Genomic DNA, 17,797 nt, shown 5'->3' on the forward strand with positions numbered 1-17,797 from the left:
ATGCAAGAACAATCATGTCGCAGTTGAGCGACAATCAGGCCGTCGCCGCATAGGAGCGAAGGCGATCGCGCATGGCGGCGATCTCGGCGCGCAGGATTTCGACCTCGTCGGTGGCGTCCTCGATCACGGGCTCCGGCACGGATGCGAGCGGGATGTCGACCGACGGCTCGATCTCGGCGACGAGCTCGACATGCGCGACGGCATTGCCCGCATCCACGCGTCTGCGGAAACCGGCAAGGCCGAAGGCCAGACCGGCAAGCGCGCCGAGTGCCGGGGCGAGCCACGGGCTGCGGCCCGGTTCGATGGCGGTGACCACGGGTGCCTTGATAACCTGGACATGGGCGCCATCTGTGCCGATCGCGCCAGTGCTGAGCTCATCTTCGAGACGCTGGCGCGCGACCGCGGATTTCTCGCGCAGTTCCGTCAGCTTGGCGAGATCGACGCCGGTGTCGCGGCTTTGCGCGATCAGCGTGTTGCGCTGGTCGCCAAGCTGCCTAACGGCGGCGACCGTTGATTTGACTTCGTCGGCGGCATCACGTGACAGCCTGCCGAGTTCCTGGCCAATGCTGGCGCGCAGGCCATCGACTTCGGCCTGCTGGGCGATCAGGCGTGGATGGCGGGGGCCGAGGCTGGCGGCTAGCTGTGCGAGCGTCGATTTGGCAACGGCATAGCGGCCGCGGCGGTCGTCCAGCGCCGGCGATGTGATGTCCGAGGCGAGCGTACCTGTCAGCGCGTCGTCTGCTGTCGCGGTCTTCAGCAGGTCGGCGCGCGTCTTCGCCGCCACGACCTTCTGCTGTGCGTCCTTCAGGGTCTCGTTGGCCTGCACAAGCTGCTGCTGCAGTCTGGTTGCGACCTCGACATTGCCTTCGCCGTTCTGCTTGGTGAATGCCTCGAGCTCGGCGTCGGCGACCGCGCTTGCCTTTTTAACAGCGCCGTCGTTGATGCTTGCGGCCGACACCGGATGCGCGACGGTCGAGACGAGATAGGATGCGATGCGCGCGGATTTCGCCGCACTTGCTGTCGTGACGCTGAAGCCGATGGTTCCCGATTTCGGATCGGCGGATGCGCGAATGGCGGCGGCGAGAGAGGCTTCGGCGCGCGAGACCGGATCGGCGGCGGCACCGCTTGCGGAGAGGAGATCGACCACGACATTGAACGCGCTGCCGCTGGCGCCGGCAAACTCGGCGTCGCGGTCGAGCTGCAATTTGGCGACGGCCATGGCGATGGTCTTCTGTGAGATCAGCGCATCGTATGTGGCTTTGACCAGCGCCTGATGGTCCTTGGCGAGACCTTCGACGCCGAGCAGGCCTTGCGCCCGAAAGCCGGATGGCTCACTCGGGATCAGCGTTCCGCCAAGCGCGCCCAATGCGCAGAGTGCGCCGGCTGCGATCAGCGAGCGGCCGCTGCGCGGGGATGCCGGCGCTGGATGCTCGACGGCCGTATGGGATGTCGATTCGACGTGAAATTCCTGTGCGGCCAGATTGTCGATCAGGTCGTCCATGGCTGCATCGTCCAAGACGGCGGCGGTGCTGGGGGCGGCATCATCGATGGGCAGATTTGGCGCCGTGGCGGCATCGTTGGCGGCCTCGAGCCTCTTGCCGAGGATGGTTTCGATGCGGCTGACGAGGGGCGCGGCGGTGTCTTGCGGCGCGGGTTCCTGAGGTTCCGGCAATCGTTGCGCCTGGAGAGCCCGTTCGATGACCCGCAGGAGCTCGGCTTCCGGCACGGCCAGAGCGTCCTGATAGTGGCCAGTGGCAAAGCCGTTCGAGCCGGGTTCATCCTTCGGCTGGGATGGCCATGAATGGGTGGGACGTCTCGAATGATTTTCGCGCATCACCAAGTCTCGTGCATGGAACGATCGAACCCATCGCAGTCGCGTGTGGTTAATCGAGCCTAAACAGGCTTGGCAAACAAAAGGTTAATTTTCGCTCAATCTCGACGTGTATCGCCGATTTCCGAGCGCTTCATGATCACCTTGCGGCGGCTGAAACGGTATTTGGCGACGTGGTAGAGAAAGACCGGGATGCCCAGCGCATAGCGGCGCCAGAGACGGCCGGGCTCCTGCACGAGCCTGTAGGCCCATTCCAGGCGCATCGAGCGCACCAGCTTCGGCGCGCGCGGCACCGAGCCGGAGACGAAATCGAAGAGAGCGCCGACAGTCAGCACCAGACGCGCGTGATCGGCGCGAATGTGCTTGTGCGCCCATTTTTCCTGCAGTGGCGTGCCCATGCCGACGATGATGATGTCGAGATTCTGCGCCGCGATCTCGGCGACGACGGCGGACGGATCGTTCTTGTCGAAGAAACCGTCTGAGATGACGACGAACTCATGCCAGGGCGCATGCCGTCGGAAATTGGACGCTGCGCGCTCGACCACGGCACGGGTTCCGCCGATCAGGCCGATGCGGCGCGGCTGCTCCATGAAGGTCAGCAGCGCGGGCACGAAATCGGTGCCGTTCAGATTTGCCGGGAAAGGCGACCCGTGGGCGATCTGCGAGGCGATATTGAGGCCAATGCCATCGGGCAGCACGAGGTTCTGCGAGAGGATGTCGCGATACTCTTCATCGCGCAGCGCCAGGAGCATGTTGTGCGCGTTGACGAAGGAGATCGATGTCTGGCCGACGGGCATGGACAGGAGCTCGTTGATGAAGACGAGCGCGTCATCCCAGCCGAGATCGCAGACAGGCAGATCGAAAATGGCGCGACGAGAGGCGAGGACCGCGAAATTCGCGATCAGATTCATTCCCGCTTCCTGACGATAATGCTTCATGGCTCGGAGATCCCGGTAACACTGAGGTCTGCCTGGGATCAGGCGCCGGCTTCCAAATCTGGAATACGGCGCGCATGTCGGCCCATCACGGGACGGTATAACAGGGCTCCCTCAAACAACCTTTAGGAAAACCTGTCGACTTTGCTGAGCGATATCAGGGATTTGTTAACCATCGCGGATGGCTGGTCGCGGTGATGAGGCCACCGCGACGATAAGCGAGCGTCAACCGCCGGCGGCCGGGTCCTTGACGGGCTCTGGCGGCACGACGTTGACAGGCTTGCCGGTTTTCTTCGGCTGGCCGGAGGCGTTGGCGGCGACCTCTTCCTTGGAGAGATAATCAAGCTGCTCCAGCAGCACCTGGTCGATATATTCGCCGCCCAGATGCGTGTTGAGATCTTTCTTGATCATGTCGCGGAAGGCAATCGGATCGAATGCCTTCATGTTCGATATATCGACCATCTTATTGCCGACGAGCAGCGAGAAGAGTTCGTCGGTGGTCATCTCGGTGAGCGGCAGGGTCGCGCCCTTGAGCATCTCCTTGTTGACCATGAACGATATCTTGCCGAGGAAGTAACCGCTGACGGCGCCATCGTGGACAACAGGGATGGTGATGGACTCGCCCTTAACAAGCTCGACAAGGCTCTGCTTCGACTGATCGGGCGCCGGCGCCGGCGCCGTTGCCAGATGCACCGACATATAGACCGCCGCCAGCGTGATCACGCAGACCCAGACGCCTGTAAGAACGAGTTTAATCATCAGTGTTCACGCGCCAGGAACTGTTCCTGGGAGTAAGTGCCGTCGGCATCCGCATCCTGAACCGCGTTCTTCAGGAGATCGGCGACCGTGCGCACGGCTTCGAGGTGCGCCTCGACGCGACGAGCGTTGAGCGCCAGCTTTTCCTTCAGGCCATGCAGCTGCTCGAGATGCGAGGCAGCGAGTTCCTTGGGATCCGTATCGCTGAAGAGCATCGAAAGCTCATAAAGGCAGCGGCTCTTGTGGGCATTCGATACCTTGAGATCGAACTGCGGATCGCTGCCGATACGCGTGTTCTCGTTGTCGATGATCATTTCCAGGCGTCCAAGAACCGATTTGATACGGTATTCGTTCGAGATTATTTCCATTGTTCTCCTCGATTCCCTTAGGCGTCGTTTGCGGACTTGTTGTCCGTCGATGTCACGCCAAATGTCTGGCGCTGAATTTCATTGATCATGCTGACCGCGGCATTGCGGTCATCCTGGTCGGTAGAGGCGTTGACGACCCTACCCTCCTGTTTTTTCAAGGCATCGTGATAGAGCTGCTTGGCAACGCCGATACCATCGCCCTTGGCGATGGTGTTGCCGAGCTGTTCGGCCATCATGCCCTTCCAGATGTCGCCCGTGGCGCCCTTGCCGTAGACGTCTTCGCTCTCGTTGGGCAGCATGTTCTTGATGAAGTTCTGCAGCACCATCGCTTCGAACTTGCGATAGGTCTCGGGAACTTCTTCCGTCTTGCCGGTGCGATTCTGGACGTCGCTGAGGCCCGCCTTGTTGGAGGCGCGGTCGAGAATGTCCACCGCCGAGGTGAAGCCCTTGCCTGCTTCGGCAAGGCTATTGGCCGCGAATGCAGCCTGGTTTGCCTTCAGTTTTTCCTGAGCGGCCTGAACCTCCATGGGGTCGGCCGCCTTGACAACATCCAGCACCAGATCACTCGGGGGTGAAATCGCCACGTCATAATCCTCTTGATTTCAGATCGAGGGGATTATGAGTTTTGAAGCTTGCTGGAGGCTGGCGTACCGTATTTTTGATCGATGATATCATAGACCGCGTTGTCATCGGCCTCGCGGCGCTCGTCTTCGAGCGCTTCGCGCATGCCGTCTTCCAGCCGGTCGCCCTTGGCGCGCTCCTGCTGAACGCGCATCTGGTGAACTTCCTGCATGCCGTTCAGCTGCTTGTCCTTGATGCCAAGCCGGTTGAAACGATCAGCATAGCCCTGCGAGAAGGCGTGATGCACCGGATCCATCGAGCCGAGCGCATGGATCACGCTGTCCATCTCTTCGCTGACTTCGGCGCGCTGGCGCGTCGTTTCGGCGAGATCGAACTCCGCCATCTGTTCGAGATGCCGCTGGACGGCGACGAGACGTTTGAGCTTGTCCGAGCGCGTCTTTTCAGCCATCCGCCTACTGCCCGATAAACACGCTGGTGAACGACTGGCCGAACTGGCTGATCATCGCCGCGACGGCGAAATAGAACAGGAAGAGGCCGCCGAACAGCAGATAAGGCGTGGAGATGAAGTAAACCGGGATCTGCGGCGCCAGCTTGTTGATGAAGCCGATCGCGACGTTGAACAGCAAGCCGTAGATCAAGAACGGGCTTGCGAGCCGCAGCATGATGAATGTCGTGGTCGACAGCGTGTCAGCGAATGAGATCAGCGTGGCGCGCATCTGCATGGCGCCGCCGAACGGCATCGATGTGTAGGAATCGATCAGGGCCCTGAAGACGATGTGATGGAAGTCCATCATGAAGAGAATCATCATGCCGGCGAAGATGATGAAGCCCGCGATGGCGCTTTCCTGGCCCTCTTCGAAGATATCGGCGGCGCTCGGCTGCGTGTAGCCGATCATCATCGCGGCGATGTTGGCGGCGAACTGGAGGCCCAGCGTATAAAGGCGGGCCAGCATTCCGAACATCACACCGATCAGCGATTCGCTGAAGATGAAGCCGATATAGGTGGCGTTCGAGGTACGAACGGCCGGATAGACCGTGTCCCAGAGCACCGGCATGATCGCCAGCGACAGCGCGCCGGCGATGAAGACTCTCAAGACCGAAGGGATACGCGCCGAGGAAAAACCCGGCATTGTCAGCACACAGCCACCGATCCTGCAGAAGATCAGAAAGAGCGCCAACACGGTCCCTTGCGGGTCAGTTATCATGAAATAGAGCCTAGAATCTTTATCTCGATGCCCTTTGCCAGTTCCACATGCGAGAGAACCGGGAGCGTGGCGAACAGGCGTTCGATGATCATGCGCACATAGGACCGTGTTTCCGGCGAGGTGACAAGGGCGAAAGGCAGGCCGCGATCCATGAATTCACGGATAACTTTGCTCGCCTGCTCGCTGAACTCTTCCAGCATGCGCGGATCGATGTCGAATTCGACGACTTCGCCCTTGTTGTCACGCTTCAGCGCCTGATGGAAGGCGAGGTCCCACTTGCTGCCGAGGCGCAGCACGCGAAGCACGCCATTATCGGCAAGGTCGCCACAGAGCTGCTGCGCCATGCGCACGCGGACGTGTTCGACGATCTGTTCGGTCTTGCGCACATGCGGGGCAAGCTCGGCCACGGCTTCGAGGATGAGATGCAGGTTGCGGATCGAGACGCGCTCGGCAAGCAGCAGCTTCAGCACGGCCTGCAGACCCGAATAGGACATGTGCGAGGAGCAGATCTCGTCGGCAAGCTTCTTGTACTCGGGATCGAGACGATCGATCAGGACCTTGAGGTCCTTGTAGGAGAGAAGTGCCGGCAGGTTGTTGCGGATGACTTCGCTCATGTGCGTCAGGACGACGGAGACGTTGTCGATCGGCTGGAAGCCTTCGCGCTTCAGATCTTCGGTGAAGGCCTCAAGCACGGAGACGGCCGGCATGCCGAAGGCGGGTTCGCGGATCTCGTCGCCCGGCACGCGCGGCTTGCGGCCGGAACCGGTGACGACGAGGACTTCGCCGACGCGCAGTTCGTTGGAGGCGACAGTCGTGCCGTGGATGCGGATCTGGTAGGACTTCTCGGTGATGGCGATATCGTCGGTGACCTTGATTTCCGGAACGACGAAGCCGTACTGGGTCGCGAACTTCTTGCGCATCTTGCCGACGCGGAATGCGAGTTCCTGGTGAGCGCCGAGAAGGCGAGAGGAGACCATCTTGCCAAGTGCCAGCTCGATTTCCGAGGTGCGCAGCACTGATTTGACCGAGTCCTTCTCCAGTTCCTTGTTCTCGACGACCTTCTTTTCTTCCTGCTCGCGCAGGATCTTGTTTTCCGCATCGATCTGGCGCGGAATGAACCAGGCGCCGAAGGCGAGAACGCCACCGAGGAACATGAACGGAATGAACGGCAGGCCGGGCATGAGGCCAAGCACGATCATCAGCACCGCGGAGACCGACAGCGCGCGCGGATAGCCGCTCAGCTGATCGACGACGGCCTTGTCGGTCGAACCGACGGTGCCGCCGCGCGAAACGAGAAGGCCGGCGGCCAGCGAGATGATAAGGGCCGGCATCTGCGATACCAGACCGTCGCCGACGGAGAGCTTGACGAAGACGTCGGCCGCTTCGCCAATCGGCATGCCGTGGCGGAAGTAGCCGATGATGATGCCGCCGAAGACGTTGATGGCAGTGATCAGAAGGCCGGCGATGGCGTCGCCGCGCACGAACTTGGACGCACCGTCCATGGCACCGAAGAAGGAGCTTTCCTCTTCGAGTTCCTTACGGCGGCGCTGCGCCTCGCGCTCATCGATGATACCGGCCGACAGGTCGGCGTCGATCGACATCTGCTTGCCGGGGATGGCGTCGAGGGTGAAGCGGGCGCCGACTTCCGCGATACGGGTGGCGCCCTTGGTGATGACGATGAAGTTGATGGTGATCAGGATCAGGAAGACGATCAGACCGATCACGAAATCGCCCGACATGACGAGGCTTGCGAAGCCGGCGATGACGCCGCCGGCGGCATCGTGGCCCTCGTTGCCGTGCGAGAGAATGACGCGCGTCGTCGCGATGTTCAGCGACAGGCGCGTCATCGTGGCGATCAGCAGGATGGTCGGGAAGGACGAGAACTCGAGCGGCTTCTGTATCCACAACGCGACCATCAGGATCAGCACGGACAGCGCGATCGAGAACGCCAGGCCCATGTCGATGAGGAACGGCGGGATCGGCAGGAAGAGCACGCAGATGATGACGACAATGCCAAGGGCAAAGCCAACGTCACGCAGGCTGGGGCCGGCTTTCGGAAGGGGGAGTGCGGGTGGTTGCGCCATATCGATTCCGTCTCGTCATGAGATGTACGGGCATGATGCCCAGAATTCGGATCGACAGTTAAATGGCGAAGCTTGCGCGAGGGTGGCTCAGAAGCCGGATTGGATGCGCGAGAAGACGAGATTGGTGAAGATCGAGATCTGCGAGCCGACGAAGGGAGCGGAGATGCCGATCGTCACCAGAACCGCGACGATCTTCGGGACGAAGGTGAGCGTTGCTTCCTGAACCTGGGTCAACGCCTGGAACAGCGCGATGACGAGACCGACGATCATCGCCGCGGCCACGGCCGGCCCGGCGGAAACGAGAACCGTCCAGATCGCCGCCTGGAACAGATCGAGTGCGTCAGCTTCATTCATCCAGGCAACCTCATATCGCCTTTCGGTCCGTCCGCAACCCGGCCGGACCGTCGTTCAGTTTCTTGTCGATCAGCTGCCGGTCGTGGTCGAAGCCGGTGCCTTATCGGCGACAGTGATTCCCGCCTGGACAAGAATACTCTTCCCGTCGGTGGTCGTCGCGATAATTCCGTCGGAATACACTTTTACAGAATCGACGGTGCCGGCGACGGAGCCATCGGCGCTGGTCATGTACTTGCCGACGTAGCTGCTGGCCTGCGTCAGGCTCGAGCTTGCCAGAAGCGTGTCCAGCTTGGTGTTGGTCTGGATCGTCTGCTCGACCTGCGAGAAGCTGGCGAGCTGCGCCATCTGCTGGCTGGCGTCGACGGGTTCCGTCGGGTCCTGGTTCTTCATCTGGGCGATGAGGAGCTGCAGGAAGTTGTCGTAGTTGAGCGTCGCCTTCTGCTGAGCGGTCGACGTCGTCGATGAGGTGTTCTGCGTCGTTGTCGCGGAACCGGTTGCGCCTACCGCCATGGTGCGATCTCCTTGCGAATCTGCTCAACCATTGCAGGGTGCATTTCCTGGTTGTTCAGAATGTTGTCCTCGATAACATAGAGACCGCGGATGGCCTTGAGAGCGTCGAAGGCGCGGCCGGTCGAAACCAGACCGTCGATACGCTTCAGCTCGGCCAGAACTTCCTCGTTCTTGAAGCAGGTCAGAAGCATCGTCACCGACTTGCGGAACATCGCCGTCGACTGATCCTTGCCCTCCGGGTTGATCAGGATCATCTGCGCGATGAAGTAGAGCTGGCGCAGAGGCGTTGTCGCGTCTTCCGGCTGGAGAACGTGGTTTTCCAGAAGGAACGTTACATCATTCAGGAATTCCAGCGCGACCTTGCGATCGACGCGCAAAACCGCACCGTTGATGAAGATCTTTTCCCCGGCTTTTAGCGAGATACGAAGCGTGCTTTTCATTTAAGTCCATCCCTGATGATGGTGGTAACGTCAATAATGCCTTGAAAGTTGGTCGACTGCCGTTTCCGGATTCGGTCGCTTTCTTTCAAGATCCAAATAGCGATCGAGATCAGATTGGCGCGCAACTGAACTTCGAGCTGATTGTCCGGATGCTTGAGGTCTTCGATAAAGCTCACCCAAACGCGTCGGGTGTAAAACAATGCATCGATAGCCTCACGGCCATACTTCTCTTTGTCGCGTGCAAGCGCGAGTAGCTCGATGGACCGGTCGAGAACTTGACGTTCCCGCTCCTTGGCATCGGCCACCGAGTCTTGCATGACCTCGGCGTAAGAGAACTGATACATTCATGCATCCTTCTTTGTACTTGTACTTCTACCGCTGATCATCAGAGGTAGTTCACGAGGCTCAACTGCTGAATCTTTGAAACGATCGTGTATGCGGTTTCGAGCTGCGTCTGCAGGGTGTTGACCAGTGTGGACGCTTCCGACTGATCGACGCCCTGAAGGTCGACGAGCTTGTTTTGAATGATGCTGGACTGCGCATCGAGTGCGTCGTTGGCCTTCGTGACACGCTCCTGGGACAGACCGAGCTGGCTCGCCTGCGTGACGATGCCGGTGGTGCCCTGCGCGGCGTAGCCGATTGCCTTCGAGGTGGTCATCGCCAATGCGTCGCCACTGAGGCCGGTGCCGGCGAGCGCCGAAACGGTGATGGACGCGAGCGCGAAGTAGCGCATGCCTTCGGAGTTCGAATTGGTCGAGGACGTGACGGTCTCGGAGTTGCTGATCCGGCTCGTCATGTTCTGGTTGGACGCGCTCGACCAGTCGGCCCATGCCGGTGGTGTCACGTAGGCCAATGGCGGGGTCGGCGCGCCAACGCCCGTAGGCGGGAACGGCAGCGGCGTCGAGGTCGCATTCAGCGTATCCTGCGAGAACATCGGCTCGACGAAGTTGGAGATGAACGTGTCCATCTCGTCGCCGGTCAGTTCGGACTTGGTCTTGCCGAGGCTGCTTGCCCAGGCATCGAGATTGGTCTGGATCGCGGTGGTCGCGGCATCCGTCTGGTCGGTCAGCGGCTGGATATCGGTGTTGATGCCGGAGAAGAGATATTCGCCGTTGAGCATCGAGTTGCCGGTGTCCATCAGCGACGACAGCGCATCGCCTGCCGACTGCATGGCAACGGTGATGCTGGTGTTGTCCTGGCTGCCCTGCAGCGCCGTCAGCTTCGAGACGAGCGCATCGCCCGCCGTCTTCATGCTGGTCAAACCAAGCTGGGATGCTTCGAGACGGCCGGATACAACCGAGTTGCTGCCCTTCAGCGCCTGGATGCGGGTGACTTCCGCGCTGAAATTCACGCTCTTGGCGGCACCCGAGCCCAGCGAGGCACCGATATCAGCGTAGACACCGGTCGTGGCTTCAAGCGAGGATTTGACGAGCTGGGTCTGCGACTGGCGAATGGTCAGTCGCATCGCGTTTTGAATAGCCGAACTCGAAATAAATGAACTTTTCATGGGCTTACCTCGCAATGTCCAGCAGCGACTGGTACATCTCGTTGACGGCGTTCAATATCTTCGTCGCCGCCTTGTAAGACTGCTCAATATCAAGCAGCAGTGTCAGTTCCTCGTCAAGGTTGACGCCTGTCTCATTTGAGTACGCTTCGGTTGAGCGCGAGAGGGCAGCAGTTGTATTTTCGGATGCCGTCGTTGCGTCGCTTCGCATCTGTTCGAGCCAGCCGACCGAGTTCTGCGCGTAGCTGATGATGCTGACATTCGAGGAGATGCCGGCGTCCGAAGAGAACGTCTGTGCCGAGCCCAGCGCGGTGTAGAGGTCGTCGAGGTTGTCGGAGAAACCGCTCGCGCCTTCCGTGTTCAGGTTGGTCAATCCGGTGATGGAGCCGTCGCGCAGCTTCATCGGATCGCCACCCTGGCTGGTGATTACCGCTGTGTTTACCGTAATCGTACCTGCGATGCCGTTGATGACATCAGTGGTCGTCGGCGTATCGCCGTCGAGGCCCGTCGACGTCTTCCAGACGAAGAGACCCGGCTCGGTCGTCGCGCCGTCGGTTTCCGAGAACATCGTCACCAGGGACCTTGCGACTTCATCGAGCTGCGACTGGAAGGTCGGCGCGACGTCGTCGCGAATCTGCAGCAGGGACTGAAGGCTGCCCTGAGCCGTGGTCGTGGACCCCTGCCCGCTGGTGAGCGCCACGCCGTCGATGTAGACGCCGTTGCCTTTCGTTCCCGTCGTGTAGGTCTCTTGCGACACGAAGGTGACCGCGCGCGGAATGGTGTCGAAGACGACCGTGCCGTCATTCGTATAGAGCGCCATATCGCCATTGGCGCGATCGGCGGTCTTGACGCCGACGATCGAGGAAATCTGCTTCAGCAGCTTGTCGCGCTCGTCGAGCGCATCGGCCGGATTGCCGCCGCTGGCGGTCGCGCCCTTGACGGCATCGTTGGCCGTCTTGAACTGCGCGAGCAGCGTGTTCAGCGTGTTGACCTGGGTCGAGATCTCCTTGTCCGCGTTCTGGCGGATAAGCTGGACCGACTTGGTCGCGTCGTTCAACGAGTTGGTGACGTCCTGCGCCGCTGTGACGGCACTCTGCGCCGCAATCGCGCTGCTCGGCGACGTGCGGAAAGCCTGGAGTTTCTGCTGGAAAGTCGAGAGATAGGTGGCCGGCGACGTCTCGTAATCATTGCCGCCTAGCACCGACTTCAGGTCGGTGAGGCCGCTCAGCAAGGTCTGCTGAGCGCTATCACCGGCGCTTGCCTTCAGCCACTGCCGCATCAGGGCGTCTTCTTGCGCCCTGCTGATCTTTACAACCTGCGCACCGTTCAGCGAGGTCGTGACCATCGCCTGACGGCGCACGTAATCGCTGTTGCTGGAATTCGAGATATTGTTCGATACGACACTGCTCTGAGTGCCGGTATTGTTGAATATGCTCTGCGCGGTGTTCAGTGCTGATGTAAGCGACATGGCTAACCCGTTACCCTACTTATCTCTTGAGGTTGACGAGGACGTCCATGATGTCGGAACCCGTCTGGAACACCTTGGAGTTGGCAGTGTAGCTGCGCTGCGATTCGATCATTTCGGTCAGTTCGCCGGCGAGGTCGACGTTCGAGCTTTCGATCGCACCCGACTGGATGGAGCCGAAGCCGTTGGTCTGCGGGAAGCCCGTGACGGTGACGCCCGAGGTGCCGTTGGCGCTGTAGACGTTGCCGCTCATGAGCGTCATGTTGTCGGGGCTTGCGACGGTTGCCAGCGGAATGCGGTAGAGCGGCTTGGACGTGCCGTCCGCATACTTCGCCGAGACCGTGCCATCCTTGCCGATCGAGACGCTGTCGACCGGGCTTGCAGCCTGGCCGTTCGGCGTACCCTTGCCGGAGAAGTCGGAAGCGAGCTGCGTGAAGCCGGAGAGATCCATCTGGATCTGGCCTGTCGTCACCGGGTCATCGATCAGAAGCGAGTTGCCGGAGACAAGGTTGCCCGACGCATCGAATTCCATCGTGCCACCGCCGACGGCGTCCGTCGAATAGGGGAAGGATGTCGTGCTACCGACCGTTGCGTCGGAATGGCGGTAAACCGCGACTTCCCAGGTGCTCGCTGCGCCCGTTGCAGGCGGCGGCACCTCGGCGTCCGTCTTGGTGAAGTAGAAATCGTACTGGACGGTATTGCCGAGCTTGTCATAGCCGACCATCGAGATCTGCTTTGTGTCAGCGGTGACGGGAGCGGTGTTGCTGCTCGGCAGGTTGCCGGTCGCAATCTCGGCGCCAGAATCCAGGTTACCGGCGAAGGTACCAGCCGTGGAGGCGATCGCCGTCAGCCCGGACTGGGCGACGTTAACAGGAACCAGGCCGGAGAAGCCGTTGACGACGACGGCGGGCGCACCCGAATCGTAGGAGTAGCCCATCAGCTTGAAGCCGGCGGAGTTGACGAGGTTGCCTTCGTCGTCCTTGGTGAAGTCGCCGGCGCGGGTCAGAACCGGAACGCCATCGGGGCTCTGGACGATGAAGAAGCCGTCGCCGGAAATGGCGAGATCGTAGCCCGAGGTCGTGTAGGAGATATCGCCCTGTGCGGAGACCGACTGGCGAACAGACGTCTGCACGCCGCCCGAATTGTAGTTGCCCGAGCTCGAAGGCAGGACAAGCGACGAGAAGGCGGTCGATACCGCCTTGTAACCCGACGTGTTTACGTTGGCGATGTTGTCGGCCACGGTGCTGAGGCGGTTCGCCTGTGCGTTCATGCCGGACACAGCCGTCTTCATGCTGCCGAAAATGCTCATCTGAAAACCTCGATTCCCTTAGTAGGCTTGAGAGTATCCGGTGGGCCTTGCGTGAAGCTGTCTGGCATTTGCGTGATCAAAGAAAGATCGGAGCCTAGACCGCTGCGCCCATAGCGGACGTTGAAAAACTATTCCCAATCAATGCAGTAGCCGAGGAAGCGCTTGGAATCGACCGGGTCGACGCCGAGCTTCTTTCGCAGCTTTTTGCGAAGCTTGGAAATGTGGCTTTCAACGACGTTCTCTTCGACTTCCTCGTCGAAAATCCCGTAGATGGCATTGAAGATCTGGGTCTTGGTGACGCGGCGACCGCGGTTGGCAATCAAGTATTCGAGGATGCGGCGCTCGCGGCGCGGCAGTGCGAAGACTTCGCCGTGGATCTCCGGATCGCGGCCATCGGAGAAGACGCGGATGGCGCCGATATCCGTGTGCGTGGAAATCGCCTTGAGGCGGCGGCGGATGGCCGCTGCGCGTGCAAGGATTTCGCGGGGGTGAACCGGCTTGCGAACGACGTCGTCAACACCGCAATCAAAAAGTGCAAGCGTGTTTTCGAGCGAGGGCTGGTCGCTGACCGCGATGACGGGTGCCATCGAACGATCGCGAATGGCGCGCGGCAGCTCGAATGTCTGCTGTCCCTGGCCAATCAAAAACGCCTCGACAGCCGCGATATCCGAATCCGCAGCCGTCTGCACCCACTCTCCAAACTCGTTTGGATCAAAACCGGTCGAAGGAATACCTTCTCGACCAAAAAGGGAAGTGTAGCCATCCTTCACGAGCTCACGCTCATCAACCACTACGATCATTCGTCCGCCTCCGAATCACTTGTGGCACATCGATGACCTATGGGTACGAATCGCACGATTCTGGGACAAGCTGTAGGAACTCACTGGCGGAAATTAATAGTTGATTAAGAATTGCCCCCCGATTTGCTCTATATTTAGTGGGTAGGCAAAATTACGCACACAAAAGTTTCGTGGAAAAGTTAACATGTCCTAAATTGTGACTTGCCTTGCCACATTGGCCCGAATTCTTGCCATATTATGACACATTTCCGGTTTGTTCTTTTTTCGCTATCTTTGGGCGAGTTAGCCGCGGCAGAAATTGCTCGCATTGGGAGTCCATTTCCCATAGCCCGTCGCGACCAGATTGGCGATGACGCGGCAGACATATTGCTTCTGCGCGGGGTCATTATTGGGGCCGGCGTGATAGCGGGCGACCGCCATGGTCCAGGTCTCGTGGCGATCGTGCAGGTTCTTGAGGAACCGTGCCGCGTATTCCACGTTGGTTCGGGGGTCGAACATCTCCTCCAATGACCGAAAATTCTCCCCGTGGTAGAACTGGTTGATCTGCATGCAGCCGACATCGATCAGCTTCGCGCCCGACCTGTGAGCCGTATCCACCTGCCTCAGCGCGTCGCGTTCCGAGGGCGGGAAGAAGGGCTTGCCCTCTATGTTCAAGGCATAGGGGTAGAGCGAGCCCTTGCGGCCCGTTTCGGTCAATCCGACGGAATAAAGGATGCCCTCGGGGATACCGTACTTCAGTGCGGCCGACTGGATCTCCTGCTCGCAGGCGCCATCGGACGCCCGCGCGTCAGAGGTATACGTCGCCAGTGCCGCCGCTGCCAGAGGAGCCAGCAGAAGCGCTCGTAGCGTCGCTCTCACCTGTAACATTGAAGCCCCCTGCACTGCGCTGCCCCGCTTGATTCTGACGCTCACGCGCCTCGCCGCCCTGCCCCTGCGCAGAGCCCTGCTGCAAGCCGCTCTGGGCGTTCGTCTGGCTGCTGGTATCGGTGTTGGCGACAGGCGCCATGCTGACGCTCACGCCGTCGATGGCGTAGCCCTGGCTGCGCAGAGACTCCAGCATCTTCGTGTGGTCTTCTCTCAGCTGCCGGTAGGCGGCTGCTGTCTCGACCTTGAGATCGACGTTCAGCGTGTCGCCCTGCAGCCTCAGCGTCGCGGTGACGAGACCGAGATCGATGGGGTTCATCTGGATCTTGAGCGTATTGACGACCTTGCCGGTGCTGCTGAGCTCAGCGGCGTTCGACAGGGACGACGATGCCTGCATGGCATGCGCCCATTCCTTGTCGCCGGCGATCGCTGCCGTGACGGCCGCGGAATTCGTGTTCTGCGCAAGGCCGATATAGCGGCGGGAATCGAGGATCGTGACCGTCTCGACATTCGCCTTTCCGCCAACGTCGGCCGCATCCTTTTCGATGCCGAGATGCATGTCCATGGACGTGCCACGACTGTCTGCACGCGTCAGCCGGAAGGTCTGGCCGACCGTATCACCGGCATCGGTCGCGCCGGGCATGTCCACGTCGGACGCGGCGTCGCTGGCCGAGGTCAAGGCGCTGGCGACATCGGCGACGGCGTCACCCTTGGTTTTCTGCTTGCCGGAAGACTTGTCCTTGGCGTCAGTGGGCGCAGAATCCTGCGCCTTCTGTGCGAACAGTGCGGCAGCGGCGGCCGATGCACCATCGACCGACGTGTTTCCGAGCATGCTCAAGACATCCGAGACAGCACTGTCGTCGGCTGATCCGGGCTTGGCCTCGGTCTTGACCGGCTTGCCTGTCTTGTCGTCCTTGGATGTCGGCGCGGCGATCTTCTCGGCCACGCCTTCGGCAGCGCCGTCGACTACGGCGTCATCGATCTGCTTGCGCAGCGACTTGATATCGATCCGCCCCGTCTTCTGAGCGTCCTTGCCGGCATTGGCCGCCGTCGCATCGGCTTCCGCCTGCGCCAGTGCGGCCGAATTGCCGAGATCGATCACAGCTTTCGGGTTCTGGCGGTGCGGCGCCGAGCCAACCGCGCCGTTGCCGCCATCTGCAGTGCCAGAGGGCTGTTGACCATCGGCATTGGCGCCCTGGTTGCGATCGGAACCGGCATTGGCCTTGTTCAGAACGTCCGAGAAGCCACCGCCTTCGGTATCCGAGCCCTTGCCGGCCGGCCGGCTGGCTTTCGCGCCTGCGGCAGCATCTGCGGCACCGGCCGGAACGCTGATATCCATCATATCAATTGCTTTCCTTGTTCAAAAGACCGTCGATCTCATCCAACTGAGAGCGGCTCGAGGTCACAAATGAGCTGAATGCAGGGTCGGTATTCTGTAGATCCGCTGATTGCGATCCGGCCGACGGCATGGCGTCGGGCACCGCCCCCTCTCCGGCCGATCCTCCCCCGGCCGCCTGTTCAGAACTGGCTTCTTGACCGTCTGGTGTATTAGCAGAGCCTTGCGTCAGGCTTGCAGCGTCCGGTTGCCGAAGCACCTGCTCGGCCACCGAGCGCGCAGCGGCCCGCAAGATCTGGTCGCGCGGCGAAAGCGCCTTGTCTGCGATCGTCGAAATATCGCGGGCGGCCGTATCGATCTTGTCGGTCGGGATCGCGGCCATGCCGCCGTAGAAATCGGCCAATGCGCCAAAGGCGTTGTTGTTATCGCCCGACAGGGCCTGGGCGCGGCCGGCCGCCATGCGCGCGAGTTCGCCCTTGCCCGCGATCGCTGCGGCACGCGCGATGCGCAAATAAATCTCTCGCTGGCGCGCCTCGTCCATGAAGGACAGGATGCCGATAACGTCATCCGGCTTCACATCATGATCGTGATCAACCAGCAGCTTGACGAAGAGATCGGCGAACTGGCTGGCATAGGGCGAATGCAGGAAGCGGCGGATGTAGCGCTGCGAATATTGCAGCCCCTGGTCCACCAGCCCCTTATCGACGCAGATCGCGACCGAGCGGCGCAAGGCCGCCTCCTCGATGATCGTGCCGGGCGCATTGAGACGCGCGAGATCGTAGAGCTTGAGCGCCTCTTCCGGGCTCTTGGCGATCGTGACGTTGCCGCCAACCAGCGCCAGATAGGGACCGATCTTCTTGTCCTTATATTCCTCGGCGGTATCCACCAGCGTCTTGGCGACGAGAAGACCCTTGCCGCTCAGATATTTGCGCAGGATGTCGGTCACGCGGTTGTCGAAGTAGCCGTTGACATCGCGCGCCACCAGATATTCCAGCGTCTGCGGATTGCCGCCGCTCATGGCGTAGATCAATGCGGCATCGACGTTGCGATCGTCATCGAAGACGGCCGGATCGACCGCGCGCAGGCGCTTGTCGATGGTGCCGAGCATGAAGCGCTGCATCTCGCTGGCGGAATGGTCGCCAAGCACGACGGAATCCTGCACGAACTGCAGGGAGCGCAGCATCTTGTAGGGAACGGTGTCGCCGCCATCGTCCTGCGGCACAACAGGCAGCGCCTCGGCCGTCGATGTTGCAGCGCCATGCGCGGCAGCCGGGGCTTCCGCTTCGGCAGGTGCAGGCGTCTCGCCATGCCCTGCCGGCGCCTCGGCATGTCCAGCTGGCGCCTCGGCGTGGGCGGCGGGCGGCGCGGCTTCTTCCGCGCGCACAACGCCGCTCGCCGTCAGCGCAAGGCTGAAAGCGAGGGGCAGGAGATGCCTGTGCTGCCGGCGCTTCATC

The 17,797-nt window shown here is 60.9% G+C and carries 19 protein-coding genes; all 19 read right to left on the reverse strand.

The annotated features are described in order from the left end of the window. Nucleotides 1–34 precede the first annotated feature (34 nt). Nucleotides 35–1,834, reverse strand: a complete 1,800-nt coding sequence (locus ACCD05_RS13140; RefSeq protein WP_413393210.1) for a succinoglycan biosynthesis protein — start codon at nucleotides 1,832–1,834, stop codon at nucleotides 35–37. A 95-nt stretch (nucleotides 1,835–1,929) separates the two neighbouring features. Further along, the gene (locus tag ACCD05_RS13145) at nucleotides 1,930–2,742 is read right to left on the reverse strand and encodes a WecB/TagA/CpsF family glycosyltransferase (RefSeq protein WP_413393212.1); all 813 of its coding nucleotides are present in this window, start codon (nucleotides 2,740–2,742) and stop codon (nucleotides 1,930–1,932) included. 249 nt (nucleotides 2,743–2,991) lie between these two features. Then, nucleotides 2,992–3,525, reverse strand: coding sequence for a hypothetical protein (locus ACCD05_RS13150; RefSeq protein WP_413393214.1), 534 nt, complete (start codon nucleotides 3,523–3,525; stop codon nucleotides 2,992–2,994). Continuing rightward, nucleotides 3,525–3,890 (reverse strand): hypothetical protein, encoded by a 366-nt coding sequence (locus ACCD05_RS13155; protein ID WP_018898457.1) that lies wholly within the window; start codon nucleotides 3,888–3,890, stop codon nucleotides 3,525–3,527. Before ACCD05_RS13155 ends, ACCD05_RS13150 begins: the two co-directional genes overlap by 1 nt. A 17-nt stretch (nucleotides 3,891–3,907) precedes the next feature. Beyond that, nucleotides 3,908–4,474 (reverse strand): rod-binding protein, encoded by a 567-nt coding sequence (locus ACCD05_RS13160; RefSeq protein ID WP_047507456.1) that lies wholly within the window; start codon nucleotides 4,472–4,474, stop codon nucleotides 3,908–3,910. A gap of 32 nt (nucleotides 4,475–4,506) precedes the next feature. Then, on the reverse strand, nucleotides 4,507–4,920 hold the full coding sequence (locus tag ACCD05_RS13165; RefSeq protein WP_047507454.1) for a hypothetical protein: 414 nt from the start codon (nucleotides 4,918–4,920) through the stop codon (nucleotides 4,507–4,509). Nucleotides 4,921–4,924: 4 nt separating this feature from the next. Next, entirely contained in the window at nucleotides 4,925–5,677 is a 753-nt protein-coding gene (fliR, locus tag ACCD05_RS13170; protein ID WP_047507452.1) for a flagellar biosynthetic protein FliR, read from the reverse strand. Next, nucleotides 5,674–7,761, reverse strand: a complete 2,088-nt coding sequence (gene flhA / locus ACCD05_RS13175; protein ID WP_047507451.1) for a flagellar biosynthesis protein FlhA — start codon at nucleotides 7,759–7,761, stop codon at nucleotides 5,674–5,676. Before flhA ends, fliR begins: the two co-directional genes overlap by 4 nt. An 87-nt stretch (nucleotides 7,762–7,848) precedes the next feature. After that, nucleotides 7,849–8,115 (reverse strand): flagellar biosynthesis protein FliQ, encoded by a 267-nt coding sequence (gene fliQ, locus ACCD05_RS13180; protein ID WP_018898452.1) that lies wholly within the window; start codon nucleotides 8,113–8,115, stop codon nucleotides 7,849–7,851. A 69-nt stretch (nucleotides 8,116–8,184) separates the two neighbouring features. Further along, on the reverse strand, nucleotides 8,185–8,625 hold the full coding sequence (gene flgD, locus ACCD05_RS13185; RefSeq protein WP_047507450.1) for a flagellar hook assembly protein FlgD: 441 nt from the start codon (nucleotides 8,623–8,625) through the stop codon (nucleotides 8,185–8,187). Beyond that, the gene (gene flbT, locus ACCD05_RS13190) at nucleotides 8,616–9,065 is read right to left on the reverse strand and encodes a flagellar biosynthesis repressor FlbT (protein WP_018898450.1); all 450 of its coding nucleotides are present in this window, start codon (nucleotides 9,063–9,065) and stop codon (nucleotides 8,616–8,618) included. The genes flgD and flbT overlap by 10 nt, the downstream gene beginning before the upstream one ends. Then, nucleotides 9,062–9,409 carry a flagellar biosynthesis regulator FlaF gene (flaF, locus tag ACCD05_RS13195; protein WP_047507449.1) on the reverse strand — a complete coding sequence of 116 codons (348 nt, stop codon included), beginning with the start codon at nucleotides 9,407–9,409 and terminating at the stop codon, nucleotides 9,062–9,064. The genes flbT and flaF overlap by 4 nt, the downstream gene beginning before the upstream one ends. A gap of 41 nt (nucleotides 9,410–9,450) precedes the next feature. Next, complete coding sequence (locus ACCD05_RS13200) at nucleotides 9,451–10,572, reverse strand: flagellar hook-associated family protein (protein ID WP_081992980.1); 1,122 nt, start codon at nucleotides 10,570–10,572, stop codon at nucleotides 9,451–9,453. A 4-nt stretch (nucleotides 10,573–10,576) separates the two neighbouring features. Beyond that, nucleotides 10,577–12,037, reverse strand: a complete 1,461-nt coding sequence (flgK, locus tag ACCD05_RS13205) for a flagellar hook-associated protein FlgK (protein WP_047507446.1) — start codon at nucleotides 12,035–12,037, stop codon at nucleotides 10,577–10,579. Between the two features lie 19 nt (nucleotides 12,038–12,056). Further along, the gene (locus tag ACCD05_RS13210; protein WP_047507444.1) at nucleotides 12,057–13,343 is read right to left on the reverse strand and encodes a flagellar hook protein FlgE; all 1,287 of its coding nucleotides are present in this window, start codon (nucleotides 13,341–13,343) and stop codon (nucleotides 12,057–12,059) included. 128 nt (nucleotides 13,344–13,471) lie between these two features. Next, the gene (gene rem / locus ACCD05_RS13215; RefSeq protein WP_018898445.1) at nucleotides 13,472–14,143 is read right to left on the reverse strand and encodes a transcriptional activator Rem; all 672 of its coding nucleotides are present in this window, start codon (nucleotides 14,141–14,143) and stop codon (nucleotides 13,472–13,474) included. A 282-nt stretch (nucleotides 14,144–14,425) separates the two neighbouring features. Then, on the reverse strand, nucleotides 14,426–15,010 hold the full coding sequence (locus ACCD05_RS13220) for a lytic transglycosylase domain-containing protein (protein WP_047507442.1): 585 nt from the start codon (nucleotides 15,008–15,010) through the stop codon (nucleotides 14,426–14,428). After that, on the reverse strand, nucleotides 14,931–16,349 hold the full coding sequence (locus ACCD05_RS13225; RefSeq protein ID WP_413393221.1) for a flagellar hook-length control protein FliK: 1,419 nt from the start codon (nucleotides 16,347–16,349) through the stop codon (nucleotides 14,931–14,933). The genes ACCD05_RS13220 and ACCD05_RS13225 overlap by 80 nt, the downstream gene beginning before the upstream one ends. A 1-nt stretch (nucleotide 16,350) precedes the next feature. Next, the gene (motC, locus tag ACCD05_RS13230; RefSeq protein WP_413393223.1) at nucleotides 16,351–17,796 is read right to left on the reverse strand and encodes a chemotaxis protein MotC; all 1,446 of its coding nucleotides are present in this window, start codon (nucleotides 17,794–17,796) and stop codon (nucleotides 16,351–16,353) included. Between the last annotated feature and the right edge of the window lies 1 nt (nucleotide 17,797).

It is taken from the genome of Rhizobium sp. Rhizsp42 (assembly GCF_047304155.1).
In the GTDB taxonomy this organism is placed as follows: Bacteria; Pseudomonadota; Alphaproteobacteria; order Rhizobiales; family Rhizobiaceae; genus Rhizobium.

What these genes read in the sequence shown, in the direction of transcription:
- flgK (WP_047507446.1), bottom strand. Translation starts at nt 12,037, where the DNA reads ATGTCGCTTACATCAGCACTGAACACCGCGCAGAGCATATTCAACAAT.
- ACCD05_RS13155 (WP_018898457.1), bottom strand. Translation starts at nt 3,890, where the DNA reads ATGGAAATAATCTCGAACGAATACCGTATCAAATCGGTTCTTGGACGC.
- flbT (WP_018898450.1), bottom strand. Translation starts at nt 9,065, where the DNA reads ATGAAAAGCACGCTTCGTATCTCGCTAAAAGCCGGGGAAAAGATCTTC.
- ACCD05_RS13225 (WP_413393221.1), bottom strand. Translation starts at nt 16,349, where the DNA reads ATGATGGATATCAGCGTTCCGGCCGGTGCCGCAGATGCTGCCGCAGGC.
- ACCD05_RS13210 (WP_047507444.1), bottom strand. Translation starts at nt 13,343, where the DNA reads ATGAGCATTTTCGGCAGCATGAAGACGGCTGTGTCCGGCATGAACGCA.
- ACCD05_RS13220 (WP_047507442.1), bottom strand. Translation starts at nt 15,010, where the DNA reads ATGTTACAGGTGAGAGCGACGCTACGAGCGCTTCTGCTGGCTCCTCTG.
- ACCD05_RS13145 (WP_413393212.1), bottom strand. Translation starts at nt 2,742, where the DNA reads ATGAATCTGATCGCGAATTTCGCGGTCCTCGCCTCTCGTCGCGCCATT.
- flaF (WP_047507449.1), bottom strand. Translation starts at nt 9,409, where the DNA reads ATGTATCAGTTCTCTTACGCCGAGGTCATGCAAGACTCGGTGGCCGAT.
- ACCD05_RS13150 (WP_413393214.1), bottom strand. Translation starts at nt 3,525, where the DNA reads ATGATTAAACTCGTTCTTACAGGCGTCTGGGTCTGCGTGATCACGCTG.
- fliR (WP_047507452.1), bottom strand. Translation starts at nt 5,677, where the DNA reads ATGATAACTGACCCGCAAGGGACCGTGTTGGCGCTCTTTCTGATCTTC.
- ACCD05_RS13165 (WP_047507454.1), bottom strand. Translation starts at nt 4,920, where the DNA reads ATGGCTGAAAAGACGCGCTCGGACAAGCTCAAACGTCTCGTCGCCGTC.
- ACCD05_RS13140 (WP_413393210.1), bottom strand. Translation starts at nt 1,834, where the DNA reads ATGCGCGAAAATCATTCGAGACGTCCCACCCATTCATGGCCATCCCAG.
- flhA (WP_047507451.1), bottom strand. Translation starts at nt 7,761, where the DNA reads ATGGCGCAACCACCCGCACTCCCCCTTCCGAAAGCCGGCCCCAGCCTG.
- rem (WP_018898445.1), bottom strand. Translation starts at nt 14,143, where the DNA reads ATGATCGTAGTGGTTGATGAGCGTGAGCTCGTGAAGGATGGCTACACT.
- flgD (WP_047507450.1), bottom strand. Translation starts at nt 8,625, where the DNA reads ATGGCGGTAGGCGCAACCGGTTCCGCGACAACGACGCAGAACACCTCA.
- ACCD05_RS13200 (WP_081992980.1), bottom strand. Translation starts at nt 10,572, where the DNA reads ATGAAAAGTTCATTTATTTCGAGTTCGGCTATTCAAAACGCGATGCGA.
- fliQ (WP_018898452.1), bottom strand. Translation starts at nt 8,115, where the DNA reads ATGAATGAAGCTGACGCACTCGATCTGTTCCAGGCGGCGATCTGGACG.
- motC (WP_413393223.1), bottom strand. Translation starts at nt 17,796, where the DNA reads ATGAAGCGCCGGCAGCACAGGCATCTCCTGCCCCTCGCTTTCAGCCTT.